This is a genomic window from Methanolobus sp. WCC1, assembly GCF_045690315.1.
GTDB classification, from domain to species: Archaea; Halobacteriota; Methanosarcinia; order Methanosarcinales; family Methanosarcinaceae; genus Methanolobus; species Methanolobus tindarius.
On the sequence record NZ_CP146979.1, the window covers coordinates 305,291 to 329,264 of the forward strand.

The following is a 23,974-nucleotide window of genomic DNA, read 5'->3' on the forward strand; positions in this document are numbered from 1 at the left end:
TATTCCTTTTACACTACTTTTTGTGTGTTTTACAATTTTGGAAATATCCAGTGTCAATGGTCAGTTTCAAATACTCAACACCCAACTTGTGACATATAATTCAAAATTTAATACAAATTATCGGAGTATTAATTATGGATAAAGAGAAATTATATCAATTAAAAAACGAAGCAACAAAAATCAAACCTATTATCAACATAGGAAAGAATGGGATCACTGATTCTGTACTGGAAGAAATTAAAAAGCAGGTTAAAGCTAACCGTCTTATTAAAGTCAAGATGCTAAAGACCAGCGCAGAGGGAGAAGACATCAAAACATCTGCTGCAAAACTTGCAGAAGCAACTAAGACAACCCTTATCGATGTAAGGGGCAGCACAGTTGTTCTTTACAGGTGATTAGGGACTTCAGGTCTCTTCACTCTTCTTTAAAGCATTCTCCTGAGACGACTTCCACATCCTGGACTATCATAAGCTCGGTTGGAAGCATGTCCTTTAGTTCAGGAATAATGTTTCTGATATTTTCTTCTTTATCTACGGCCTGAACAATTACCGGCAGGTCAGTTCCAAGTCTAAGGACACTTGCAGTGTGTATCTTGTGATGAACTCCATATCCTTCAATGCAATGATGGACAGTGGCTCCTGCAATACCTTTGTTTTTCAGGAACTCAATAACTGCATGGTGTGCATTTTTTCCTTTGTACTTGTCATTCTCACTCAGATATATTCTTAAAAGTAATGTTCTCATGTTTTCCCCTGGATACTTTGCTTGTTAATGCAAATGAGGTAATGTTACATTTTCTTTCTGGTTCTCATCAATAAATTAGTTTTTCATTCAATATACGGGTTTATGATTCGGGTGCACAATGATGTTTAGTAAACTTTATAGCTTAAATGCTAATACCAATACTTATGGAAAAAAACAACAATACTGTAATTGCAGTTATAGCTGTTTTGATACTTGTGGGGATAGCAGGTGCTTATACGTACCTGGGTTCGGATAGTGTGGATACTGACGTAAGCTCTTTAGAGGCAGTAACTATTGTTGAAAGCAGTCCGATGGCAATTAATTATTCCGAAGAATATTTCCATGTGGAGGAATGGAGGGTCACAAGCACTGACCTGATAGATTCCGTTCCCAACGGTACCGTTGAGGAGAATAATGTCTGGAGAGTCAGGATTATGGAACGCAGCTGTGCATGTTCCGGTGTCAAAGACCTGTACGTTATTGAAGGCTTTGTCTCTTCCAGCACTGGTGAACTTCTGAGCATTGAAACCAAATCCGTTCTGGAAAGCGAGTATGATAAAAAGACCTGTTCATCGACATCCTGTCACTGAACGAAATTACTGCAGGTTTCTGCCTGTATTTTTCTTTTCTCTGATACTTCTGACCGGTTTAGCTCAGGCTGCAGTGTCAGTGGAATATTTCTATGAGGATGGTTGTCTGAAATGCGCAAAGGCATCGCCGGTTATAGATGATGTGATTTCCACTTATCCTGATACTAACTTCACTTCCTATGAGATTAAAGCTGCTTTCAGCCTGGCACAAAGTTATGGTGTTACAACTGTTCCTGCGGTTGTCGTAAACGGAAGCATAGTAATTAGCTACAATGACTATGGAGGTGACACTGAGAAACTCAGTTCAATGCTTTCTGAAGCAATAGAAACAGCTCCGGTAGTGGATTATGATACAGAATCATCAAAAGTTGAATCTTTATCCGCAGAATCATTAGATAATCAAACTCCTGCCGTAATCTTTATTGCAGGTCTTCTGGCAGGCTTCAATCCATGTCTCATTGCTGTCATGGCTTTCCTTGCATCAGCAATTGTCTCTTCCGGAGGTTCCCGCAAGGATATGCTTGTTCTGGTTTCTGGTTTTTGTGCCGGAATATTTGCAACTTATATGGTTGTAGGTTTTGGAATTCTGAACACAATTACTTCATTTCCTGGAATAAGAGATGCCATAATGTCTTTTATGGTATTGCTTGTTGCTATTTTTGGGGTCTGGCATATTTATGATGCATACTACATAAGCAAACATTCAAAATCATCCTTCAAAACCCCTCATTCGTTTGTAGATCTGATGAACCATGCAAGAGGCAAGAATATACTTCTAATCTCTTTTGTTGGCGGAGGAATATTCTCTCTGGTGAAAGCCCCATGTGTGGGCGCTGTTTACCTGATGATCCTCGAAATGCTCCTGTCGGGGGGCAACACTGTAAATGCCGTGTTGTACATGGGTCTTTATAATTTTGCAGTTGTACTGCCAATTCTGATACTTGGTGCTCTTCTTGCTTTTGGCCTGGATCCGGAAAAGGTAAACGAGTTCAGGGAAAAAAGACGTGTAGAAGTCCGTCTGATCACAGGAATAATATTGATTTTGCTGGCTGCATTGTTGCAGTTAAATATCATATGAAAATCATCAGACAATAATGTAAGCTAAATATACCGCAAAAAGGCACGAGGAAAGGTTAAGTCCGATATTCATAAGGAAATGTTTGCTTTCTCCTTCATCAAGAAGCCTGAAGCTCTCGTAGGCGAATGTAGAGAATGTTGTGAAAGAACCAAGCATTCCTACACTTATCATGTAACGCAGGGTTCCTTCCACTGAAGTGAATGTCAGCGCTGCAAGTACAAAGCTGCCAATGGTATTTACAGCAAGTGTTCCGGCAGGAATCTCATTTATTCTGGGAATCGCTCCGGAAACAAGGTATCTGAGGTTAGCACCGATAAAACCTCCGATTCCTACAAGAAGGATTTCAGAAACCAGTCCCTTCCCTCCTTCTCATTATATAGATAACCAATGCCCTGCCAGTGAAAATACCGGCAAGTGTCAGGATTATATTTGCAAGAATGTTGAATGCAGCTTCAACCAGTTGCATCTGGAATGTCTGGACAGTGAATGTAGAAAAAGTAGTTAGTGATCCGCAAAATCCAATTCCGAAAAACATACGTGTTTTAGGAGATACAATCCCAAGATACTCGGAGCTGTACATGAGAATACCTAGCAGTATGCTCCCAAGTACATTTACCACAAAAGTTCCGGATGCAGGGGCAAAGTATCCTGCAATAAGAAATCTTGATATTGCTCCAAAGAATCCTCCCATACCAATTGTGAGAAGTTCTGAGCTCTGGTTTTTCAGATAATCATTATTCAATTAACACTACGTCCACTTCGCTTCTTTCTTCGCAACCTTCCACATTTTCCGGGATTATAACAAAACCATCTGATTTTGCAATGGAACTCAGTATTCCTGCACCAGCTGTCATTAGCGGATGAGCAATGTTGCCTTCGAGTATTACTCTTGCATAGCTGACATATCCTTCTCTGGACAGTATTTTCCCGCTTAATGTGGCTTTTACGGTTGTGTCAGGTATATCAGGTATATTCCCGGATTTTCTAAGTGCAGGTTTGCCAAATGCAAAGAGCGCCACAAGCCCTGCTGCCGGATATCCGGGCATACAGAGTACCGGCACATTTTCAACAATTCCAAGTGCAGTTGGCTTTCCTGGGCTGAGTCCTACTCCATGAACAAGTTTTCTGCCAAGTTTTTCCACTACAGCCGGAACAAAATCCCTGTCTCCTACCGAGGTTCCGCCAGAAACAACAATCATGTCAGTGTCGAGGTTTGCCTTGATGGCTTCCTCGATTAGATTAGCATCTTCAGGAACGATGTCGCAATATCTTGCACTCCCGCCCCATTTCTCTACATACTCTCCTATCATGAGGCTGTTAATGTCAAGTGTTTTTCCCGGTGCAGGTTCTTCGCTTCCCGGAAGAGGTAGAAGGTCATTGCCTGTAGGGATAATTGCAACAACAGGTTTTGAATAGACTTTGACCTCACGAATTCCAAGCGATGCCAGCACTGCAATGTCACAAGGTCTTAGAATGTGGCTTTTGTTGAATATTATTTCATTTTTCCTTACATCCTCGCCGATCTCACCAACGTTCTTTCCGGGATGCACCTGTGCCCTTATCTCAATCATGTCTCCGATGGAAATAGTATCTTCCATCATCAAAACTGCATCTGCATCATCAGGTACGTAATCTCCCGTATTGACCGGGGTACATGTTCCTTCCATTATTTCATCGGATATCTGGAGCATAACAGGGTTTGTTGGAGATGCACCTATAAGATCAACAGATCTTACTGCAAATCCATCCATTGCAGAACGTCTGTAATGCGGAACGTTGCGTGGTGCAAGTATGCTTGCAGAAAGCACTCTTCCAATCGCAGATCTTGAAGGGAGTACTTCCGTTCTGTCAATACTATTGATCCCGGCAAGGAACATTCTCTTTGCTTCGCCAACATCTGTGCGTTCTCTGAATATCATCCAAGTCCCTCTGTTTCAGTTTAACCGCCGGATACCGGTGGAAATATTCCAAGTTCATCGTCATCGCCCAGTACGGTCTCAAGTCCTTCCATATGCTTGATGTTGTTTCCATTCAGGAATACATTGATGTAACCACAAAGTTTTGCATCCGTTCCTGCCTCAAATACGAGTTCTTTAAGAGCAGGATATTGTTCTGTAAGTGAAAGGAGCACCTCTTTAACAGAGTCTCCTGTGAGTGATAGAGAAGAAGTTTGTGCAATCTCTCTGAGATTTGCAAATAGTTTTACTTTAACGTTTGCCATGGGGACATTATTCCCAACAGATATATTATAAAACTAATCCTGTAAGACAAAAAGACCAAGCTAATGGTCACAAAACAATAGTAGGAATATAGTAAAATTTTCACTGGAAAAGTTGTAAATAAGTTCTGGTGGGATAGCGCGGATTTGAACCGCAGTCCAAGCGTCCCAAACGCTCGAGGATGGACCAAGCTACCCTACTATCCCAATCAGATTCAGAAGGGTAGCCCTTACATAGCATATATTGTATAAATAGATTTCGGGGGGCGCTGCTGTGGTTTAAATAGGAATTGATTGATTTGGATTTTAACAACAGGCTAACAGTTCTAATTATGTGTGTTGGTGTTATGAATAGTTATGTCAATTTATCGCATATTGTATTAATTTATAATAATGCAAAATAAATATTCTTATATACTGCTTCTATATTTTTATGCCACTCTCCAGTCTTCTAGGGTATAGAGGAAATTATTGGAGAATAGGATAGTGGAAAAATGGTAAAAAAACAAAAATTAATAATTTCCTTAAGCTTAATAAGTACTCTTCTTCTCATAATGATTGTGTCAAGTGGTTGCGCTGATTATGCTACCCATTTCAACGACGGTTACAAAACTTATGCAAATGATGATTATAAATTCAGCATTGATTATCCAGAAACCTGGGATTATGAAGAGACTCAAAACAGTGTTTTATTTAATGATCCCGAAAACGGATCAATAATTGGAGTAGCTTATGTTGGATCGTCTAGTTCAGTTGATGATTTTCTTGATTATCAATCAACATGGGGCGCTCAATTAGTTCATATGGGTTCATTGGATTTTCGTTTTCGTGGTCGAGGGAAACATACTAGTTTTAATGGATACGCAGCGTATGAAATAGAAAATGTAGTTGACCATAGTTATTCAGGAAAAGTAAAGATGGTGCTCTTCCGTGCTAATGATCGATTATTTATGCTAGCCTATGGGGCTAGGTCGGGATATTACTATTACTATGATCTGGAAACTGCAAATAAGATCATGGAATCTTTGACATTCAATACGGATTGAATGTTCATATATGTACAGAATCTAAACATTGATGATTTGGTTCTGTAGGATTTCGATATTTAGATGTTTATCGATGTAATACATAGATCTAAAAAGCTGTTAAATGACTGGATCAATACCCATTTTAAACCAATTGAGCCAGATTCATTTTTAGTAATGATGGATATTCACTGATCGCCTGCCATGTCAAAAGTCCGGCTTCCAATTGTCACCATGGTAAGTGCAAAACCCGTGATTGCTTAAGGTAGCGAGATAAGCACAGTTCAAGCAGAGTCTTTTACTGGAAAGAGCCATCTCACTCCCAGCGCTTGTAAATATCGTTGTCAATATCCATCAGGTCAAGTGCACGCCCTGCCATAGAATTTACAAGGTCATCAATTGTTTGTGGTCTTGAATAAAATCCGGGGCATGCAGGCAGAATAATTCCGCCGGCTCTCTCAAGTCTCAGCATATTTTCAAGATGAATCTGGTTAAGAGGCGTTTCACGTGGCATCAGCACCAGTTTTCTTCTCTCCTTCAGGCAAACATCAGCGACCCGCCCAAGCAGGTTATCAGACATCCCCCCTGCAATTTCGCCAAGTGTTTTCATGCTGCATGGGGCAATAATCATCCCGTAGAACTTGTGAGAACCGCTTGCAATTGGTGCTGTAAAATCACTCTCATCGTAGACTGCATCTGCCAGGCTTTCGACATAGAATAGCTCGTAATCTGTTTCGATATCAAGTATCTGCTTTGCGGCTTTTGTCATGACAAGATGGGTATAAATATCTGTTTTTGCAAGAATTTCCAGCAACCTGACTCCATAAGCAGAACCTGAAGCCCCGCTGATTCCTATTACTATTTCCATTAGAATCCCTCTCCTACGCCTATAATTACAGCAAGTTCATTGATCATTTCTCCTGATGCGGAAACGATCTCATTAATCTCATCAAGTGTTATATTGTCTAAATGAATGCCAACGATGAATACGGAAGTTGCTTTGCATGCCTTGCTGAATTCCTTTGCACCATTCAGTGCAATTTCAGTTTCCCTGTGTCCCGGTGATGTAATCACAGATGAAGATGCTCTCTTTGATTCTGGGTCATAGAAACCAACGCCAACAGCTCCTACGTGTTCATCGCCTCCTGTAAGGCTGGCAACGTAATCGTCACCTGTCTTTTTCCATTCAAGCACAAGACTGATACCTGCCGCAACTTTCCTGATTTCTTTCATATTATTCCTCGATCTCTGTCAAACGGAACTGTTTTGTTGTTCTTTTAACTTCAAAGAAGTTCTTCGCTGCCTTTCCAACAGCTTCCCTGTATTCGGTTGGGGTATAAACTCCCATTTTCCAGTTATCACGGTGTGCCTGCTCCAGAGTGGCAACAACATGAGATGCTTCATCAAGCCGAAGCATTCTGTTCTTGACTTTCACAAGAGCTTTCATTTCAGCGATTTCCGGATTTCTGGGAATATCAATAAGCACAGATTCAGGCTCAATTCCAACTTCTTCTGCAATCTCAGCTTCCACTCTTTTGATGTTTTTCCGGTGCTTTAGGACTCCCTCGCCAACTTCATCAAATCCAACATAAAGCGCCCTTTTGTAGAGTTTCCTGTTGTCAAGTCTCTGCGCAAGCTCTCCTGCATAACCTTCATCGTTGCGTATCATTTCAAGCAGTCCAGAATCATCCATCTTCCTGAGATCAAAAGGATTGAGTGATTTTTTCTGGATAAGGTCATCAACCGCTCTTGTAAACATAGTTTCAGCAATTCTTGAAACATGGTGATAGTAAACCGATGGATGCATCAGGAATCTGGATACAAGAAGCGATTCTGCCGCCTTGACACCACCTGAATTCACTACAAGATTGTTCTCGTAAAATTTCATCTCATTGATAAGTCTTACATGGTCTACAAGACCAAAAGCAACGCCAGTATAATGAGAATCTCTTACAAGGTAGTCCATTCTGTCAACATCAATCTCACTGTTGAGTATTTTTCCCATGTCCGTTTTTCCCTGGATGTGATCTTCAATAGTTGCAGGATTCAGTCCATTATCACTTAGAATTTCTCCAAGTTCTCCTTTTTTCAGTATCTCACGAACATCCTCATGGTGCTGTCTTGTGTAAAGTTTTGTAAGATTTTCAGTTACATGTGAGTAAGGTCCATGTCCTACATCATGGAGAAGAGCAGCAACCCTGAGTTCCTCTTTTTCATCTTCCGTGACTGTATCTATCTTTCCGGTCAACATAGTGGCAAGATGCATAACTCCCAGGCAGTGCTCAAAACGTGAATGATTAGCTCCTGGATAAACAAGGTTTGACAGCCCAAGCTGACTAAGTCTTCTAAGTCGCTGCATTTGCGGTGAATCGATTATCGATAACGTGAGCGGGTCAAGCTCAATGTATCCATGTATAGGGTCACGGATGACTTTCATACAACCTACATATCCTTCATCTTATAATGATTTTGCACTCGTTTCTATTACTTCTCGCCTGCAAATTACAGTTTTATCAGAAGTACATTCCATAGGAAGAAGATGCTTCTTCAACTGATGTTGCTGCCAGGCCTTTTCCAAAGCCGTATCCAAAAGAGTACAGTGCGTCATTAAGTTTCATTCCAAGGAAGCCGGATGATTTTCCTTCATATTCATACAGGTCAGGTTCGCCGGTAATTCCTGCCATCTCAGCAGTAATGTCAATTGCATCTTCCTCGGTTCCGACCATATCAACAAGTCCTGCTTTCTTTGCCTGGGAACCGCTGTATATCCTGCCGTCTGCAACCTTGTAGGCTTCTTCCAGACTCATATTTCTGTTCTCAGCAACCCAGGAAACAAAGTCATCATAGCTTTCGTTAACAATGGAACCAAGCATTTCCTTTTCCTCTTCTGTCATTGGTCTGGTTGGAGAACCGATATCCTTGTACTCTCCGCTCTTGATGGTTGTGACGTTAATTCCGAGATCATCCATCAGGCCATAGTAATGGATAATTTCCATCCTGACTCCTATATTACCAACAAGTGACTGCTTTTCAGCCACAATATAATCCGTGGACGAAGCCGCCTGATAAGCCGCAGAAGCAGCCATTGATTCAACATATGCCACAACAACTTTCTTTTCAGATGCTTCCTTTATCGCTCTTGCAAGTTTTTCACTGGCAATGGCCTCACCACCAGGTGAATTAATCCTGATGAGAATGGCTTTTGTTCCATCATCTTCCTGCGCATCCTCTATCCATTCTATGTAGTCCTCAACTCCGGGTTGATAGTCACTGAAAAGGTCTTCTTCTGTTCCTCCTGAATAGATAGTTCCGTCAAGGTCTATAACAGCGATCTCTCCCGATGATCCTTCTATTGGAATATTCATGACAGCTACAATAATCCCTGTGAGTGCAAGGATTAAAATGACTATTCCCATAGCACCATAAATTAATATTTTACTTGATTTTTCCAAGATTCCTTCTCCTGTTTCCTCTGAAATAACTAATATTATTTTACGAGGTCTTTACTTATATAGCTTGAACCGTATAACCAAGAAAAACTGGCAAGGAGATGTACTAAAATGATAATTTTTTCAGGTGGAACCGGCACACCTAAATTACTGAACGGCCTTCGTGAAGTTTACCCGGAAGAAAAGATCACTGTTGTGGTTAACACCGCAGAAGATATATGGGTTTCAGGAAACCTGATCACGCCCGATATAGATACTGTACTCTATCTGCTTTCAGGCAGGCTTGACACTTCAAAGTGTTGGGGCGTGAAGGACGACACATATCGAACTCACAATGCCATGAAGGATATGGGTTACGATGAGGTCATGATGCTTGGTGATATTGACCGTGCTACCCATATCATTCGTTCAGACCTTATCAGGAGTGGTCTTACACTTACAGAAGCAATAATCGGTCTTTCAAAGTCATTCGGTGTAAAAGCTAATGTGTTCCCGATGTCCGATGATCCCATTTCCAGTATGATAAACACACCAGAAGGAAAGATGCATTTCCAGGATTTCTGGGTTGGAAAACATGGTGAACCTGAGGTTCTGGAAGTATGCCAGGAAGGAATTGAAAAAGCAACTATCTCCTCGGCTGTTGTGGAGGCACTTGAAAGGGAAGACAATGTTCTGATAGGTCCGAGCAACCCTATAACAAGCATCGGTCCAATAATAGAGCTTCCCGGGATGAGGGATATTCTGAAAGAGAAAAAGGTGATTGCAGTCAGCCCTATAATCGGTACTGAACCTGTAAGCGGACCGGCAGGTAAACTCATGACTGCAAGAGATATTGAAGTTTCCTCATACGGCGTTGCATCATACTATTCTGATTTCCTTGACCATCTGATTATCGATGAGCGTGACCCGATAGAAGATAGTCGGTTTAAAGAAATCGGGTGCAGTGTATCAAGAACTGATACTTTGATGAAGACGGTGGATATAAGCAGGAATCTTGCTGAAACCGTATTAAGACAGTTCTAAATAATGCAGAAACAGTCTGTAGTTCTGCTTACTTCTTTTTTTATTTAACTTTCCAATTCCAGTATTTTAATAAGTATATTTTTATTATTATAATGCATATATTGCGTATCTCCAATTTGAGGGCATACCAACAAAACAGACTCCTAAGGTGAAATTGTGGGTGATGAATGGAAAATCGATTTGAAAATCCCTGACATAGGGATGATGGTCACGCTTATGACAACTGCTCTGTGTTCAATGATAATGGGCGCAGCAGAGATCGCTTACACTATGCTGTGGATCACAGCTTCATATGTAAGACACGGAAAAGACTTTTTTATTGATCTTTTAAACGCCAAGGCATTGACATGGACTGCAGAATATATTCTTGTTGCAGGTTCACTCTTGCTATTTTCAGCTATCCTTTTCCTGCTGAGTTCTACATTCTCTTTATATGAGCTCAATGGACTGGCAAAAAATATGGAAAAGAAAGTGCATACGAAAGTCGTGTTCGGATTTTTCGTAGGAGGGCTGATTCTCCTATTCCTGGCACTTATATCTGCGATCATTCTGAGGTATCTGTAAAGCCGAATGCTGCAAGCAATAAAAAAATCAATAATTAAAAGTCAAAATTACATGCTGGGAAGGCGATAATATGAGTTCAAGTATCACTGGAACAATAACAGAAGTTCCTAAAGTCGTAGAAAATGATTCTCCATCAGAATATCTGGAGGACATTGCCAGACAGGCTACTAAAACAGAAAGAGTACTTTATCCGATTGCCGGAATTGTCGGACAGGAGAAAATGCTCCGTGCACTCATTCTTAACACTATTAATCCATCTATTGGCGGCGTTCTTATACGCGGCCAGAAAGGTACTGCAAAATCAACCGCCGTAAGAGGCGTTACTGAAATATTACCTGAGATCGAAACGGTGGAGGGTTGTAAATTCAATTGTGACCCTAACGATCCTGAAAAGTTCTGCTGGGAATGCCAGGAAAAGAAACGCAAAGGTACACTTTACATTGGCAGGCGGCAGATGAGGGTCGTGGACCTTCCAGTTGGTGCAACAGAGGACAGGGTTGTAGGAAGTCTTGATATTGAGAAAGCTGTGCGCCAGGGTGTACAGGCATTTGATCCGGGAATTCTTGCCCAGGCAAACCGTGGAATTCTTTATGTTGATGAAATAAACCTGCTCGATGATTTTGTAGTTGATGCTCTTCTGGATGCTGCTGCAATGGGTGTGAACACCGTTGAGCGTGAAGGTGTAAGTGTAAGCCATCCTGCAAATTTCATTATTGTGGGAAGTATGAACCCCGAAGAGGGTGAGCTTCGTCCGCAGTTGCTTGACAGGATAGCATTGCAGGTTGAAGTTACCGGTATCTATGATGTAGAGCAGCGTATCGAAATTGTGGAACGGCGTAACAGGTTTAACGATGAGCCTAAACAGTTCATCCGTGAGTTTGAGGCAGAACAGGAAAAACTGCGTTCTAAGATTGTAAAAGCCATGCAGATGCTTCCCCGTGTCACCACAACAAGAGATAACCTGCGCACCATTGCGGAAATTTGTATTGCTTTTAATGTGGACGGACACCGTGCGGATATCATGATAGAGCGTGCCGCCAGGACAAATGCTGCTTATGAGGGCAGGGAACGTATCACTAACGATGATATTATCGAAGCTTCTGAAATGGTGCTTCCGCACAGGATGCGTAAGAAGCCATTTGAGGAAGAGGAATTCAGTGTTGATCAGCTAAGAGCGGTTGTTGACGGCAAGGTTTGAATGAGGTGCGGGTATGGACGATGAACTTGTTCAGCGCCTGCGCAGGAATCTTCCTCGCAATTATGGCATTAAAGTGTTACACTTAGGATATCCTGTGCTTGGGCTACGTATCCCCAGAGCTTCAGTTTCACATTTTTCCAAGCAGGATACGGATATTCTGTACGAAAACCTGTATGCAAATATGGAGCAGATAAGGCCGGGTGAAATTGAGGATGTCTGCATAGTTGCGGATTCCGATCATATTTCAATTGAACCTGAAACATTTTTCAAGCCTCTTATCGGGACATCAGATTCAGCTATCGCAGATGTATTCAGGTATGCTCAAAAGAATATAGCTATCGATGATGCTATAATTTTACCACCTGATACGTCAGAACCTGACAGTTCTCTAGTAGAGGATATCATTCCCAAAGATACCTTCGTTGCTACTGAAAATTCCACTTCTCAGGAAATTGACCCGGAAAGGTCTGTATTTGCCGATATTCTGAAACCTGTTGAAGGTGAGGAAGTTTCTATAAATAAAGTGCCGGATGAGCAGAAAAATCTGGAAGCAAATGATAATCCGGAAGTTCAGGACTCTCTGGAATCTAAGGAAGTCCCAGAAGAAGATTACCCTGTTGAGGAACTATCTTTTGAAGCTCCGTTTTCTCTTCCTGATGAAATTGTCTTTGAAGTAGATCAAAACGAATCCGAAGAAATATGTGTTTATGAACCTGAAGTATGCGTAGAACTCACTCCTAAAGAATACGTTCCTATTCTCAGTTATGATGAACTTGAAGAAGAGTTAGGAGACGAGTCAAGAGTCACAAAATCCGAATCCAGCAAATTGTTTGATGATCTTAAAGAGGACAAGACAGTTGGTAAGATTCTCAATGACTTTGCCCGCAATTCCCAGAAGAAGAGACTTGCAGCAGGCAGGCTGAAATCCGGTAGACGTGCAGAGGTTCTCACCAAGAGCAAGCGTGGAAGGTATGTAAGGTACAGGATGCCCGGAGAGAAAATTACTGACATTGCCATTGCTCCAACCGTAAGGGCGGCAGCTCATCATGCCAAGGATGGCAAGATTGAGATTAAAAAAGGTGACATCAGGGAGAAAGTACGAAGAAGACGTATTTCAAGTCTGATTAACATTGTTTTTGACACATCCGGTTCTATGGATGAGAGCGACAAAGTTCAAATCACCACCAGTGTTGTTCTCGCTTTGCTGAAAGATGCTTACCAGCGCAGGGACAGGGTTTCACTTGTGACATACAGTGGTCGTTCCGGTGAACTGGTACTGCCGTTCACATCGTCTGTGGAAGCTGCAAAAAGGTATCTTGAGAAGGTTCCGTTCGGAGGGACAACTCCAATGGCTTCCGGAATGCTAAGGGGGCTTGACACTCTTATCAGGGAAGTAAAGAAAGAACCGTCTGCCGTTCCTATTATGATACTTGTAACAGATGGCACTGCTAATTCTCCGCTTCATCTTGGTGGGAATATCAGGAGGGAGATCAGGCAGGTCTGCAAGCAGATAGCTGACCACCGAGTCAATATTCTTGTAGTTGATATCAGTGCAACCGGTTCAATGCTTGCAAAGGAGGTTGCAATGAAAAGTAATGGAAGTTACTATCATCCGATGTCACTGAGTAAGGAGGCTCTTTATTCTGCTATTACGCAGGAGAGGGATCAGGTAACGGCTTTCGCTGCTCAATGACCGTGAAGGTTTACTTCAACGGTCTCCTTTTATATACTGGCAGGTAGTAAGGCGATAACTATGCTAAAGATACTACGTGAATCCCTGCTGAATGCGCCAATCGTTCACAGGGGCAAATATCACTATTTTATTCACCCAATATCAGACGGAGTTCCAAGGCTTGAGCCGGAACTTCTGGAAGAGGTCACCGAACATATTCTGGGAATGGTTGACAGGGATTTTAACAAGATTATTGCAATAGAGGCCATGGGAATTCCTCTTGCAACTGCAATTTCAATGAAGACCGGAGTTCCTTTCTGTATCATAAGGAAAAGGCAGTATGGTCTTGAAGGTGAAATAAAACTGTCACAGGAAACCGGTTACTCCAAGGGTGAACTCTACATTAATGATATCTTCGAAGGTGACAGGGTTCTTATTGTGGATGATGTCATCAGCACCGGAGGTACTCTTGTAGCACTCATGAGTGCTCTTGAAGGAGTTGGTGCCACCGTGACAGATGCCATTGTAGTCATTGAACGTGGTGACGGTGTTTCAAGACTAAAGGAAATGGGCATTGATGTGAAGACTCTTGTTCGCATTGATGTGACTGAGAAAGGTGTTTCCATCGAGGATATACATGAGTGACGGCGAAGCTTTTGATTTTCAGCTTGAGTACATAATTTCTGTAATTAATGATACAGGTGCAAAAGTAGTGGGATTGCAGTTTCCGGAAGGTTTTAAGAGACGTTCGCCGGGAATAGCTTCACGTATTGAGGATGAGACAGAGGTTAGTGTTTTTATTTCTGGCAATCCGTGTTTTGGAGCCTGTGACCTTGACGTTGCTCTGATTAATGATGTTGATATTCTCTTCCACTTCGGGCATGCTCATCTTGACGATAACAAACTTTCACAGAAAGTATATTTCATAGAAACCAGATCGGCTGTTGATGTAAAGGATGTTGTTGGACTGGCAGCTTCCAGACTGGAAGGAAAACGTATTGGTCTTATCACAACGGTGCAGCATGTTCATAAGCTGGGTGATGCTGTGAAGATTCTGGAAAAACATGGAAAAGAATGTGTAATTTGTTTCGGTGACAGCAAGATTGCATATCCCGGTCAGGTTCTTGGATGTAATTTCTCTTCTGCACGCAACGCAGATTGTGATGAGTATCTGTTCATTGGAAGCGGACAATTCCATCCTCTTGGTGTTTCACTTGCCATGAAGAAGCGTGTACTTATCGCTGATCCATTTGTCAATGAACTAAGGGAAGCAGATTACTCAAAGGTTCTGAGACAGAGAAGTGCTGTGATTGCAAAATCCCTTGATGCAGAGATTTTTGGAATCATTGTTTCATCGAAACCCGGACAGGAACGCATGGAACTTGCTAAGGAGCTTAAACAGATGGCAAAAGAGCATGGCAAAGATGCACATATTTTTACAATGGACCTTGTAACTCCGGATCAATTATTACAGTTCAAGGTTGATGCATTCGTCAACACTGCATGCCCTCGTCTTGCTATTGATGAGGTTGGAAGGTTCCATGCTCCGATGCTGACTCCGCTGGAGTTTGAGATAGTGCTTGGCGAAAGGGAATGGGAAGACCTTTACTTTGATGAAATAACAGGTGAATAAGATTGAAGCAGCGTAAGCTTGAGATGTTGCTGGAGCAGGTAGAGGGTTTTGATTCTCCAAATGTGAACCTGGAACAATATGCTACTCCTGCATTACTTGCGGCTGAAATTCTTCATTTTGCATATATGCAGGGTGATCTTGAAGGAACAGTTTTTGACCTAGGATGCGGGACAGGTATGCTTGCAATTGGTGCAAAGCTTCTTGGTGCAGAGAAGGTTGTTGGTTTTGATGTTGATAACAAGGCTCTGGAACTTGCCCGGAGAAATGCTGAGAAACTTGGCGTTGATGTTGAGTTTGTCCATGCCGATATTTTTGAGGTGGACGGGCATGCTGATACTGTTGTCATGAACCCGCCGTTCGGTGCTCAGGCCAAAGGTAATGACCGACCGTTTCTTTTAAGTGCGTTGAAAACCAGTGATGTGATATATTCTATTCATAATTGCGGGAGCCATGAGTTTATAAGTAAGTTCATAGGTGATGCCAGAATTACAGACTGGTACTCAACAGCATTTCCAATGAAACGAACATTTAAATTCCATAAAAAAGAAGTAGAAATGGTAAAGGTAGAGATTTATCGGATAGTGCGATAATATTTTAAGAAATGCGGTTCTTACTTGAAGGAATTCATGGATTTGTGCATTTTTATATAATTTCAGATTATAAGAAGGGATTCTAATTAGGATAAGAAATAGACGTAAGACTTCACGCAGGAAGATCAAATCATCTGATTCTGAAGACCAGCAGGTAAGTGAAGAAGAGGTTCTTTCCTCAGAAGTAGTCAAGGAAGCAGCAGAAGCTGTGGAAGAAGCTGTTGAAAAGAAAGGACAGGGCCGTAATAGAAGGTCAGGAAAGAAAGATGATAAGCCCGATGAAGGCTCAACAGAAGATGATGATATGGATGATGAAGAGGAACTTAGTACAGAAGAATCTGTATTTGTAATGCCTGGTGACTTTGTGGGAACTACTGAAGAGTTCAAAGCAGGTTCAGGAACTTATGTCAACGTTGCAGATATTCACTCACTTAACACCGGATATGTAAATGTTGACAGGAAATCAAGAACAATCTCTGTAGTACCTCAGACAAGCATTCCTCCTGAGATCAAAGAAGGCGACATTATTATTGGAAGTGTTGTCAATATGCGTGATTCAGTAGCTCTTGTTGAGATCGGTGCAATCAAAGGAAAAGGAGAGCGCGAGTTCCAGACAAATGGTGCTGCAGCAATTCATGTGTCCAACGTGAAGGATTCCTATGTAAAGAATCTTGGATACGAGTTTTCACTTTCTGATGTTGTCAAAGCAAAGGTCATTAACACCCAGAACATGCGTCTGAGCACCGATGATAAATCCCTTGGTGTCATGAAAGCATACTGCTCAAGGTGTCACAGCCCGATGGTAAAGGACAACAAGAAACTGAAATGTCCTGAATGTGGTCGCACAGAGACAAGAAAGCTCTCTGCAGACTACGGTACCGGAATAGTCTAACCGATTATCGATTGATTATAATTTATAATCATAGTTTAAATTACATAATAATTACACATTACTTATGGTGAGATAAAGATGGAATTGAAGATCATTGACAAAACAGAAGACGAAATGCATCTTGAGATTATTGGGGAAAACCACACTCTTCTCAATATGCTCAAGTCCGCTCTGCTCGATGACAAGAGAGTTCAGATAGCAACATACGATATGAAACACGTTTCAATTAGTGATCCTATACTTTTTGTAAAGACAGATGGTGCAGATCCGATTGAAGTTGTCAAGGATGCTGCTAATGTTATGGTTACCCAGTGTGACGAGTTCCTTGATGTTTTCAAAACTGCTATTGATATTTAATTAATTTTAAGTTGCACTTCTGTGCACTTTTCTTTTCTTTAATCCCAGATTTAAAATTATTTTTTTATGATCTGGAACTTTCTGTTTTCCTGAGTAGGATGGTCTAAATTATTTTGCAACGAACATTTTTAACTAGTATTGGAAAGTTCACTACATTATAATTCACAGATTAACAGGGTAATATTATGGAACTTGATGACTCTATTCTTAACAAATTCGGATTTATCGCACGTGGTCCGAAAGATGCGATAAATATTGATCCGCTTCAGACAGGCGGTAAACTTACTGAAGATGCCCGCAAGGCGTTGCTTGAATGGGGAGACGGATACTCAGTCTGTGATTTCTGTGGTGGTGTTCTTGATCTTATCAAAAAGCCTCCAATAGAGGAGCTAATTCACAATGCTTTGCCTGCATTTCTGGATACTGATGCTGTAAGAATAACCCATGGTGCAAGAGAATCTAAATTTGCAGTCATGCATTCCATGGGTCAGGAAGGTGACTATGTAGTGCTTGACGAGCTTGCTCACTATTCATCATTCGTTGCGGCTCAACGTGCAAGGCTTAATGTAAAGACTGTTCCTCACAGTGGCAGTCCCGAATACAAAACTGATGTTGAAGCTTATGCCACAGCCATTGAAGAAGTCATCAGTGAGACCGGAAAAGCTCCTGCACTGGCTCAGGTCACATATCCGGATGGCAGTTACGGTAACCTTGCAGACGTAAAGAGAATTTCCGATATCTGCCACAGCTATGATGTACCTCTTATGCTCAACGGAGCTTATTCTGTAGGCAGGATGCCTATTCACGCTAAGAAGATGGGCGTTGATTTCGTTGTTGGAAGCGGTCACAAGTCCATGGCTTCATCCGGTCCTATCGGTGTTCTTGGTGTAAAGGAAGACTATGCAGACATAGTTTTCAGAAAATCTCCAACTCATAAAGTAAAAGAATTAGAACTTCTCGGATGTACTGCAAGAGGTGCAACCGTGATGACAATGATAGCATCTTTCCCTGAGGTTGTGCGCAGGACGCAGAACTGGGATAATGAGGTTGCAGATGCACGCTGGTTCTCAGCCAAACTTGAAGATATGGGTATCATACAGATGGGTGATAAACCACACAACCATGACCTTATGTTCTTTGAGGCTCCTGTGTTCTATGAAATATCACAGACTGCAAAGAAAGGCAGGTATTTCCTGTACAAAGAACTCAAAAAAAGAAATATCCATGGAATTAAGTCCGGACTTACCAAGTACTTCAAACTCAGTACTTTCCAGGTTGGCAGGGAGAATCTTTCTTATATTGCTGATTCTTTCCAGGAAATTATTGATACGTACCAGAAGGCAGAGTGAATCGCCTTCAGGTATTATTCATTTATTTAGTTGTTCTCTCTTTTTATGCTTGTTCTATACTAATTGCCATTTGATGCTCCGGGTCATCTATAAAGATAAATGAAGCTTTTTGAGAAGAAGATAGTCCAGCTGAACGTTCCACGCTTACATCCAGTGTGAATGTATCTTTATTATCAAGTGTGTAGACATAGTGATGCAAGCCAAGTTCCTCACTTATTTCAGGTGACTGGATATTCTCTCCAGGATTGAGTGAATAACTTTCATTGAATATGAGATCACCGTATGGGTTGTACACTTCAATCGAAAATTCATGTTCTGTAGTGTCCTCATTATTAATCTCAAATGTGAGGGGATCAACAGGATATTTATCCTCTATTAATCTGGTATCCATAATATCAACGGCAACAATGGTATGAACGATTTCTCCATTGACCATGACATCTGTTGGCATTATATTGTATCCCGTATCATAGGTTGTTATGGATGCGTATACTTCCTTTTCTCTGATGGTAATATCTACACTATAATCAGGATTTCCTTGTGAGAAACCTTTGTACCCGATCCCGTTCTTTCGCTCTCCCGAGCTCTGAATGATGATGTCAATATTTTTGTTCATCAATGTCAGGTTAATATTGCCTTCTTTTGCGGACTTATTCAATTTTTCCGTGTCTATTATGACAGTTTCATTGTAATCCAGGTCTTCAGGTAGTTTAGTGGAAACTGCATCAACGTCAACCTTAGAAACAATTCCTGTGCTTTGTTCTATTTTGGTGTTTACAGCACTTGTTTGATGGGTGATATTTCCCTGTTCGTATGATACATTACTTGGGTTCTGTTCTTTGCTGGTATTTCCATCACTTGTATTATATGTGGTATTTTCGTGATTTTCGAGTGTTCTGGAATGTAAAAATGCACTGGCAGAAATAACCGACAGCAAAATTATTATCAGAACTATGATACCTTTATCTGTGTCTATATTGATCCCCTCGCTTGATAAATCAGATAATACTTTAGTACTGTAAATAAATTATGCTATATTTTAATTATTTCTGTAAAGTAGTATTTCTCATTTCTGATTACATATCTTTTGAATTTATCCGTTTTATAGGCCGATTCTCACAAAAGTCTAAATACAATAGACTACCAATTACAATATACAAACCGACCGTCGGTCTGTAAATTTCCATTAAACTAATAAAACAGGAGCCAATCCAGATGATTACCGTCAAAAATCTTAACTATACATACCCCGGTGCAGAGAATGAAACACTGCACGGTCTGAATTTTGAAATAGATAAAGGTGAGATATTTGGTTTCCTGGGACCGTCGGGTGCGGGGAAATCCACCACGCAGAACCTGATAATCGGACTTCTCAAAGAATACGGAGGTAGCATTGAGGTAATGGGACGTGAGGTCAGCGAATGGGGACAGGACTATTACGAGCATGTAGGTGTCTCATTCGAACTGCCGAACCATTACCTAAAACTCACAGCACTGGAAAATCTGAACTATTTCCGCTCGCTTTATGAGGGAGAAACATCAGAACCTATGGAAGTTCTGGAATGGGTAGGGTTGAAGGACGATGCTAATAAAAAAGTCTCTGAATTCAGTAAAGGTATGAAAGTCCGTCTGAATGTTGCACGGAGTCTTATTCACAGACCGAAAATACTCTTTCTGGATGAACCGACAAGCGGTCTTGATCCGGTTAGTTCCCGTAAGATCAAAGATCTGGTGCTGGAACTACGCAGCCAGGGTACAACAGTTTTTGTAACCACCCATAACATGATGGTGGCGGATGAATTATGCGACAGGGTTGCCTTCATCACATCAGGTAACATCGGTATTATCGACTCACCTTCAGCTCTCAAAAAACAGTACGGAAAACGCAACGTTCGTGTGGAATATCTTGGAGAACAGCCCGAGGTGAACATTGAGACGGAGAATGTCCAGTGTAAGGAATTCCCACTTGATGGTATCGGGGAAGACGATGAATTCATCAATCTGTTAAAATCAGGTAAACACATTGAAACTATTCACACGCAGGAAACCACTTTGGAGAATATCTTTATTCAGGTTACCGGGGAGGCACTCCATACATGAGTCGTCTGGTTTCCACAATGAGGACCGATGTGACCGTACAGCTACGCAACAACCTTTACACTATTGGAATAATCGCAGGAATAGTCGTTGCAGTAGCAGTATCCAGCGTGGCAGGTCCGAGCCAGTTATATTCTGTCGTGCCGGCTTTGATGCTCATGGTTGCAGGTGGTTCCACGTTGCTTTACGTTGCAGGCATGATTATCTTTGAAAAAGACGAAGGCACCCTCAATGCAGTGATCGTTTCACCACTGAGAATATTCGAATATCTCCTTTCCAAGGTGATAAGTCTCACCGCGCTGGCAACGCTGGAATCATTCGTGATGATCGGTGGTGCAATGTTAATCATGAGTTTTTCGGACAAAGTCACTTTCCCGAACATCCCACTCCTGTTGCTGGGCATTGTCGCAATCGGAGTGATCTATACACTCATCGGTATCATTTTGATAGTTCGTTTTGACAGGATTACTGATTTTCTCATACCCATGTCAATGATCGCAGTATTACTTCAACTCCCGTTTCTGTATTTCCTTGGATGGATAGTTCATCCTGTGTTTCTCATAATACCTACAAGCGCACCGGCGATGCTGATGCAGGGTGCATACATTCCACTCATGACATGGGAATGGGGTTATGCGGTTGTTTACACGGCCATACAGATCGGTCTCTTTTCGGTCTGGGCATACCGTGCTTTCAATACACACATCATCATGAAGGTGAACTGAACATGCAGATCACAAAACTGCTGTACAATCTCGGAAGCAATGATGTAAAACTCATTCGAAGGGACAGCTTTCTGATATTCATGTTTCTTTTTGCCGCAATTATTGCAGCCGTGCTACATTATGGACTTCCGTGGCTGAATGTGTATCTGGCAGAGACAGGTCTGCTCCCGATGGAAGGCATTGCAACAAGTCTTGCTGAACTGTATCCAATGCTTGTAGCCTTTTTTGCACTCTTTGATGGGGCATTGCTTGTAGGTGCAGTCTTTGGCTTCGTCCTGCTTGATGAGAAGGATGGGAATACCATCAAAGCCATGCTTGTCACACCTGTTCCCCTGAAGTATTATCTGGTTTACCGCGTAGCTGTGCCTTTTTTTCTGGGTTTTTTTGTTATTGCAGGAATGGTCCTGTTCATTGACCTTGCCCTTTTGCCGTTGTGGCAAATGCTTTTGCTCATAGCCGGAGCCTCGCTGACGGCATCAATTGTGGCACTGTTCTTCGCAACATTTGCCGGGAACAAGGTTGAAGGTTTTGCTTTATCGAAAGTTGGTGGAATAGCCGGGTGGTCTATTCTGCTGGGCTGGTTCTTACCCGAGCCATGGGGCTGGCTTATGGGTCTGTTTCCTCCTTACTGGATCAGCAAAGCTTACTGGATGGCGTATGCAGGTGAAAGTCTGTGGTGGGTAGTATTGATAATAGGCATCATTCTGCAGCTTGTTCTGGTCATAGTGTTGATAAAGCGGTTCAATAAGACGGCCTATCGCTAGATTAATATCTCTCTATTATCTCTTCATCGCTTGTAAAGGAAAGAATATGGAATTGAAAGACAGGATCATCAACTCGGCTCATGAACTATTTTCCGAAAAGGGATACGATAAAACCACAGTTGCGGATATAATCCAGAAGGCAGGCAGTTCCAAAGGTGGCTTTTATCATCACTTCAAATCAAAGGAAGAAGTCATTGAAGCAATTACCCGGAATTACATGCACCAATTCCTGCTTTACTACGATGAGGTACTTGAAAGTGATTCTCCGGTCATAGATTCAATAAACGAAGTCCTGATTAAAATTACCCGGTATAAGCTTAATCAGGTCAAAGACTGGCCGAAACTGAGTCGCATTTATTCATTCAGTGGCAACCATATCATTATCAAAAAGATAGCAGATGACTTTGAAAAAGTCACAACCGAACTCTATGCGCAGTTGATACAGAGAGGAAATAAGGAAGGAATTTTCGATGTTCAATATCCGAATATTCTGGCAGGACTTTGGACAAGAGAGTTGATGAGAGTTCTTGACAGGTCCCGAGAAGCTATTTTTTCAGAAGACAATGCAATTCCACGGGAATACGGAGAACTCCTGGATTTCAGTGAAAAGCTTTTCAACGATACGCTGGGATTAAAGAACAATGAGATTTGCATAAAGGCTCCGATCCTGGCTTACGTGGAAGGTATCAGGAAACAGCTTGGAAGTCAAATCCATACTTCTCAGTGAAAAACCGATAATCATAATGTTTGAAATTAACAGATTAATTACATGAACAGGCAGAAAGTGATGAACAATGTCTAGCAAGGACACAATTGAAACAGAAGACAAGTATTTTGCACCATTCTTCGTGAAACAGCAAATCTCCATTGAAAAAGGAGAGGGAGTTTATGTATGGGACGAAGAAGGAAGAAGATACCTTGACTTCACAGCCGGTTGGGGTGTGACATGTATCGGACATGCCAATCCGGTAATCACTGATGCCTTGATCGAGCAGGGGAAGAAAATAATCCAGAATCCCAATTCAGGACTTACATATTCACCGTCACGTGCACGCCTGCTCTCCCTGATGCAGGAGATTCTTCCATCAAATCTGAGCAGGATTTTCTTTACAAACAGCGGGGCTGAGACAAACGATGCTGCCATAAAACTTGCCCGGAAGGTGACAGGCAGGCCTGAAATAATTTCAACTTTCCAGAGTTTTCACGGGCGTACAATCAGTACGGCTTCAGCCACAGGTCAGGCCAAAAGCAGGGACAGGTATAATCCTTTGATGCCCAATTATCGTTTTGTTCCATACAATGATCTGGAAGCAATGAAAGATGCTCTTGATAAGAGTGTTGCAGCAGTAATACTGGAACCCGTACAGGGAGAGGGTGGAATCCGCATACCTTCACAGGATTACCTGAAAGAGGTTAGTAATCTGTGTAAGAATAATGGCAGTCTGCTCATTGTGGATGAGATTCAGACCGGTTTTTTCAGGACAGGTCCTGCTTTTGTTACAGGTGAATGTGGTGTGGAAGTCGATTTCCTGACCATGGCCAAAGGAATTGCTGGCGGTTTCCCCTTCGGTGCTTTTGCTATGTCGGAAAAAGTGGCAGAAAAAATAGAGATTGGCGACCATGGTGGCACTTACTGTGGCAATCCCCTTGGCTGTGCTGTTTCCTATGCAGTGATTAAGTATCTTCTGGACAATAATATCTCTGAAAATGTGATAAAAATGGGTCAACTGGCCTTAAATCGCATGAAACAATGGCAGAATGAATATAGTGATGCTGTTGTCGGTCTAAGGGGAAAAGGTCTTCTAATTATGATCGATTTCAAGGATCAGGACATCTGCTCAAAAATTAAGGATGAATGCCAGGCAAAAGGTTTGCTCGTAACCCAGACTCAGGGAATTGGCATAAGGATATTCCCGGCTTTGAATATAACTGAGAATGAACTTGAGGAAGGCTTGCAGATAATGGAAGATGCAATTGCAAGTGTTGTGAAGAGTGGCATTTGAGTT

At 41.7% G+C, this 23,974-nt stretch carries 29 protein-coding genes and 1 tRNA gene; 19 read left to right on the forward strand and 11 right to left on the reverse strand.

Annotation, left to right across the window (positions count from 1 at the left end):
* Positions 1–134 precede the first annotated feature (134 nt).
* Positions 135–395 (forward strand): YhbY family RNA-binding protein, encoded by a 261-nt coding sequence (locus V7O61_RS01565; protein ID WP_407282966.1) that lies wholly within the window; start codon positions 135–137, stop codon positions 393–395.
* Between the two features lie 19 nt (positions 396–414).
* Here the strand turns inward: V7O61_RS01565 and V7O61_RS01570 are convergent, their stop codons facing one another.
* Positions 415–744, reverse strand: a complete 330-nt coding sequence (locus V7O61_RS01570) for a DUF190 domain-containing protein (protein WP_407282965.1) — start codon at positions 742–744, stop codon at positions 415–417.
* A 164-nt stretch (positions 745–908) separates the two neighbouring features.
* On the opposite strand from V7O61_RS01570, the gene V7O61_RS01575 reads away from it, so the two are divergent.
* A complete protein-coding gene (locus V7O61_RS01575) occupies positions 909–1,334 on the forward strand; it encodes a hypothetical protein (protein WP_407282964.1) in 426 nt (141 codons plus the stop codon).
* On the forward strand, positions 1,297–2,412 hold the full coding sequence (locus V7O61_RS01580; RefSeq protein WP_407282963.1) for a cytochrome c biogenesis protein CcdA: 1,116 nt from the start codon (positions 1,297–1,299) through the stop codon (positions 2,410–2,412). The genes V7O61_RS01575 and V7O61_RS01580 overlap by 38 nt, the downstream gene beginning before the upstream one ends.
* 6 nt (positions 2,413–2,418) lie before the next feature.
* Here V7O61_RS01580 and crcB (V7O61_RS01585) read toward each other — a convergent pair whose 3' ends face one another.
* The 5 genes from crcB (V7O61_RS01585) to V7O61_RS01605 all read right to left on the reverse strand — a co-directional run bounded on the left by crcB (V7O61_RS01585) (position 2,419) and on the right by V7O61_RS01605 (position 4,837).
* Entirely contained in the window at positions 2,419–2,766 is a 348-nt protein-coding gene (gene crcB, locus V7O61_RS01585; RefSeq protein WP_023844812.1) for a fluoride efflux transporter CrcB, read from the reverse strand.
* A complete protein-coding gene (gene crcB / locus V7O61_RS01590; RefSeq protein WP_407283381.1) occupies positions 2,756–3,103 on the reverse strand; it encodes a fluoride efflux transporter CrcB in 348 nt (115 codons plus the stop codon). The genes crcB (V7O61_RS01585) and crcB (V7O61_RS01590) overlap by 11 nt, the downstream gene beginning before the upstream one ends.
* A 43-nt stretch (positions 3,104–3,146) precedes the next feature.
* Positions 3,147–4,331 (reverse strand): molybdopterin molybdotransferase MoeA, encoded by a 1,185-nt coding sequence (locus tag V7O61_RS01595; RefSeq protein ID WP_407282962.1) that lies wholly within the window; start codon positions 4,329–4,331, stop codon positions 3,147–3,149.
* A 20-nt stretch (positions 4,332–4,351) separates the two neighbouring features.
* Positions 4,352–4,633, reverse strand: a complete 282-nt coding sequence (locus V7O61_RS01600) for a ubiquitin-like small modifier protein 1 (protein ID WP_288070814.1) — start codon at positions 4,631–4,633, stop codon at positions 4,352–4,354.
* A 126-nt stretch (positions 4,634–4,759) separates the two neighbouring features.
* A tRNA-Pro gene (locus tag V7O61_RS01605) sits at positions 4,760–4,837 on the reverse strand.
* A 287-nt stretch (positions 4,838–5,124) separates the two neighbouring features.
* Between V7O61_RS01605 and V7O61_RS01610 the strand changes: the two genes are divergently transcribed.
* Positions 5,125–5,676 (forward strand): hypothetical protein, encoded by a 552-nt coding sequence (locus tag V7O61_RS01610; protein ID WP_407282961.1) that lies wholly within the window; start codon positions 5,125–5,127, stop codon positions 5,674–5,676.
* A gap of 295 nt (positions 5,677–5,971) precedes the next feature.
* On the opposite strand, the gene V7O61_RS01615 is transcribed toward V7O61_RS01610, so the two are convergent.
* From V7O61_RS01615 to sppA, 4 genes are all read right to left on the reverse strand, one after another.
* Positions 5,972–6,523, reverse strand: coding sequence for a UbiX family flavin prenyltransferase (locus V7O61_RS01615; RefSeq protein ID WP_407282960.1), 552 nt, complete (start codon positions 6,521–6,523; stop codon positions 5,972–5,974).
* Complete coding sequence (locus V7O61_RS01620) at positions 6,523–6,888, reverse strand: hypothetical protein (protein WP_023844806.1); 366 nt, start codon at positions 6,886–6,888, stop codon at positions 6,523–6,525. The genes V7O61_RS01615 and V7O61_RS01620 overlap by 1 nt, the downstream gene beginning before the upstream one ends.
* 1 nt (position 6,889) lies before the next feature.
* Positions 6,890–8,092, reverse strand: coding sequence for an HD domain-containing protein (locus V7O61_RS01625; RefSeq protein WP_023844805.1), 1,203 nt, complete (start codon positions 8,090–8,092; stop codon positions 6,890–6,892).
* Positions 8,093–8,168: 76 nt separating this feature from the next.
* The gene (gene sppA / locus V7O61_RS01630; RefSeq protein WP_023844804.1) at positions 8,169–9,107 is read right to left on the reverse strand and encodes a signal peptide peptidase SppA; all 939 of its coding nucleotides are present in this window, start codon (positions 9,105–9,107) and stop codon (positions 8,169–8,171) included.
* Between the two features lie 108 nt (positions 9,108–9,215).
* On the opposite strand from sppA, the gene cofD reads away from it, so the two are divergent.
* From cofD to pscS, 10 genes are all read left to right on the forward strand, one after another.
* Positions 9,216–10,127: a 2-phospho-L-lactate transferase gene (gene cofD, locus V7O61_RS01635; RefSeq protein ID WP_407282959.1), complete on the forward strand. Its 912-nt coding sequence runs from the start codon at positions 9,216–9,218 to the stop codon at positions 10,125–10,127.
* A 156-nt stretch (positions 10,128–10,283) separates the two neighbouring features.
* Positions 10,284–10,691 carry a hypothetical protein gene (locus V7O61_RS01640; RefSeq protein ID WP_407282958.1) on the forward strand — a complete coding sequence of 136 codons (408 nt, stop codon included), beginning with the start codon at positions 10,284–10,286 and terminating at the stop codon, positions 10,689–10,691.
* 70 nt (positions 10,692–10,761) lie between these two features.
* Positions 10,762–11,889 (forward strand): ATP-binding protein, encoded by a 1,128-nt coding sequence (locus V7O61_RS01645; protein WP_023844801.1) that lies wholly within the window; start codon positions 10,762–10,764, stop codon positions 11,887–11,889.
* Positions 11,890–11,902: 13 nt separating this feature from the next.
* Positions 11,903–13,582 (forward strand): VWA domain-containing protein, encoded by a 1,680-nt coding sequence (locus tag V7O61_RS01650; RefSeq protein WP_407282957.1) that lies wholly within the window; start codon positions 11,903–11,905, stop codon positions 13,580–13,582.
* A gap of 60 nt (positions 13,583–13,642) precedes the next feature.
* On the forward strand, positions 13,643–14,206 hold the full coding sequence (gene hpt, locus V7O61_RS01655; RefSeq protein ID WP_407282956.1) for a hypoxanthine/guanine phosphoribosyltransferase: 564 nt from the start codon (positions 13,643–13,645) through the stop codon (positions 14,204–14,206).
* Positions 14,199–15,194: a diphthamide biosynthesis enzyme Dph2 gene (gene dph2, locus V7O61_RS01660; RefSeq protein ID WP_407282955.1), complete on the forward strand. Its 996-nt coding sequence runs from the start codon at positions 14,199–14,201 to the stop codon at positions 15,192–15,194. The genes hpt and dph2 overlap by 8 nt, the downstream gene beginning before the upstream one ends.
* Positions 15,195–15,196: 2 nt before the next feature.
* A complete protein-coding gene (locus V7O61_RS01665; protein WP_407282954.1) occupies positions 15,197–15,784 on the forward strand; it encodes an METTL5 family protein in 588 nt (195 codons plus the stop codon).
* Between the two features lie 208 nt (positions 15,785–15,992).
* Positions 15,993–16,676, forward strand: coding sequence for an exosome complex RNA-binding protein Csl4 (locus tag V7O61_RS01670; RefSeq protein ID WP_407282953.1), 684 nt, complete (start codon positions 15,993–15,995; stop codon positions 16,674–16,676).
* Between the two features lie 78 nt (positions 16,677–16,754).
* Positions 16,755–17,033, forward strand: coding sequence for a DNA-directed RNA polymerase subunit L (locus V7O61_RS01675; protein ID WP_023844795.1), 279 nt, complete (start codon positions 16,755–16,757; stop codon positions 17,031–17,033).
* Between the two features lie 185 nt (positions 17,034–17,218).
* A complete protein-coding gene (pscS, locus tag V7O61_RS01680; protein WP_407282952.1) occupies positions 17,219–18,382 on the forward strand; it encodes an O-phospho-L-seryl-tRNA:Cys-tRNA synthase in 1,164 nt (387 codons plus the stop codon).
* A 43-nt stretch (positions 18,383–18,425) separates the two neighbouring features.
* Here pscS and V7O61_RS01685 read toward each other — a convergent pair whose 3' ends face one another.
* Positions 18,426–19,319, reverse strand: a complete 894-nt coding sequence (locus tag V7O61_RS01685; RefSeq protein WP_407282951.1) for a hypothetical protein — start codon at positions 19,317–19,319, stop codon at positions 18,426–18,428.
* A 278-nt stretch (positions 19,320–19,597) separates the two neighbouring features.
* On the opposite strand from V7O61_RS01685, the gene V7O61_RS01690 reads away from it, so the two are divergent.
* The 5 genes from V7O61_RS01690 to V7O61_RS01710 all read left to right on the forward strand — a co-directional run bounded on the left by V7O61_RS01690 (position 19,598) and on the right by V7O61_RS01710 (position 23,971).
* On the forward strand, positions 19,598–20,482 hold the full coding sequence (locus tag V7O61_RS01690; RefSeq protein ID WP_407282950.1) for an ATP-binding cassette domain-containing protein: 885 nt from the start codon (positions 19,598–19,600) through the stop codon (positions 20,480–20,482).
* Positions 20,479–21,204 carry an ABC transporter permease gene (locus tag V7O61_RS01695; RefSeq protein ID WP_407282949.1) on the forward strand — a complete coding sequence of 242 codons (726 nt, stop codon included), beginning with the start codon at positions 20,479–20,481 and terminating at the stop codon, positions 21,202–21,204. Before V7O61_RS01690 ends, V7O61_RS01695 begins: the two co-directional genes overlap by 4 nt.
* A 2-nt stretch (positions 21,205–21,206) precedes the next feature.
* Positions 21,207–21,968: a hypothetical protein gene (locus V7O61_RS01700; protein WP_407282948.1), complete on the forward strand. Its 762-nt coding sequence runs from the start codon at positions 21,207–21,209 to the stop codon at positions 21,966–21,968.
* A gap of 46 nt (positions 21,969–22,014) precedes the next feature.
* Positions 22,015–22,695, forward strand: a complete 681-nt coding sequence (locus tag V7O61_RS01705) for a TetR/AcrR family transcriptional regulator (RefSeq protein WP_407282947.1) — start codon at positions 22,015–22,017, stop codon at positions 22,693–22,695.
* A gap of 67 nt (positions 22,696–22,762) precedes the next feature.
* Complete coding sequence (locus V7O61_RS01710) at positions 22,763–23,971, forward strand: aspartate aminotransferase family protein (RefSeq protein ID WP_407282946.1); 1,209 nt, start codon at positions 22,763–22,765, stop codon at positions 23,969–23,971.
* Positions 23,972–23,974 lie beyond the last annotated feature (3 nt).

Coding starts and splice junctions, on each gene's coding strand:
- hpt (WP_407282956.1), top strand. CDS start 13,643: ATGCTAAAGATACTACGTGAATCCCTGCTGAATGCGCCAATCGTTCAC.
- V7O61_RS01625 (WP_023844805.1), bottom strand. CDS start 8,092: ATGAAAGTCATCCGTGACCCTATACATGGATACATTGAGCTTGACCCG.
- crcB (WP_407283381.1), bottom strand. CDS start 3,103: ATGGGAGGATTCTTTGGAGCAATATCAAGATTTCTTATTGCAGGATAC.
- V7O61_RS01675 (WP_023844795.1), top strand. CDS start 16,755: ATGGAATTGAAGATCATTGACAAAACAGAAGACGAAATGCATCTTGAG.
- cofD (WP_407282959.1), top strand. CDS start 9,216: ATGATAATTTTTTCAGGTGGAACCGGCACACCTAAATTACTGAACGGC.
- V7O61_RS01620 (WP_023844806.1), bottom strand. CDS start 6,888: ATGAAAGAAATCAGGAAAGTTGCGGCAGGTATCAGTCTTGTGCTTGAA.
- V7O61_RS01695 (WP_407282949.1), top strand. CDS start 20,479: ATGAGTCGTCTGGTTTCCACAATGAGGACCGATGTGACCGTACAGCTA.
- V7O61_RS01600 (WP_288070814.1), bottom strand. CDS start 4,633: ATGGCAAACGTTAAAGTAAAACTATTTGCAAATCTCAGAGAGATTGCA.
- V7O61_RS01565 (WP_407282966.1), top strand. CDS start 135: ATGGATAAAGAGAAATTATATCAATTAAAAAACGAAGCAACAAAAATC.
- V7O61_RS01705 (WP_407282947.1), top strand. CDS start 22,015: ATGGAATTGAAAGACAGGATCATCAACTCGGCTCATGAACTATTTTCC.
- V7O61_RS01650 (WP_407282957.1), top strand. CDS start 11,903: ATGGACGATGAACTTGTTCAGCGCCTGCGCAGGAATCTTCCTCGCAAT.
- V7O61_RS01700 (WP_407282948.1), top strand. CDS start 21,207: ATGCAGATCACAAAACTGCTGTACAATCTCGGAAGCAATGATGTAAAA.
- V7O61_RS01570 (WP_407282965.1), bottom strand. CDS start 744: ATGAGAACATTACTTTTAAGAATATATCTGAGTGAGAATGACAAGTAC.
- V7O61_RS01595 (WP_407282962.1), bottom strand. CDS start 4,331: ATGATATTCAGAGAACGCACAGATGTTGGCGAAGCAAAGAGAATGTTC.
- pscS (WP_407282952.1), top strand. CDS start 17,219: ATGGAACTTGATGACTCTATTCTTAACAAATTCGGATTTATCGCACGT.
- V7O61_RS01710 (WP_407282946.1), top strand. CDS start 22,763: ATGTCTAGCAAGGACACAATTGAAACAGAAGACAAGTATTTTGCACCA.
- V7O61_RS01690 (WP_407282950.1), top strand. CDS start 19,598: ATGATTACCGTCAAAAATCTTAACTATACATACCCCGGTGCAGAGAAT.
- dph2 (WP_407282955.1), top strand. CDS start 14,199: ATGAGTGACGGCGAAGCTTTTGATTTTCAGCTTGAGTACATAATTTCT.
- V7O61_RS01575 (WP_407282964.1), top strand. CDS start 909: ATGGAAAAAAACAACAATACTGTAATTGCAGTTATAGCTGTTTTGATA.
- V7O61_RS01645 (WP_023844801.1), top strand. CDS start 10,762: ATGAGTTCAAGTATCACTGGAACAATAACAGAAGTTCCTAAAGTCGTA.
- V7O61_RS01610 (WP_407282961.1), top strand. CDS start 5,125: ATGGTAAAAAAACAAAAATTAATAATTTCCTTAAGCTTAATAAGTACT.
- V7O61_RS01580 (WP_407282963.1), top strand. CDS start 1,297: ATGATAAAAAGACCTGTTCATCGACATCCTGTCACTGAACGAAATTAC.
- V7O61_RS01615 (WP_407282960.1), bottom strand. CDS start 6,523: ATGGAAATAGTAATAGGAATCAGCGGGGCTTCAGGTTCTGCTTATGGA.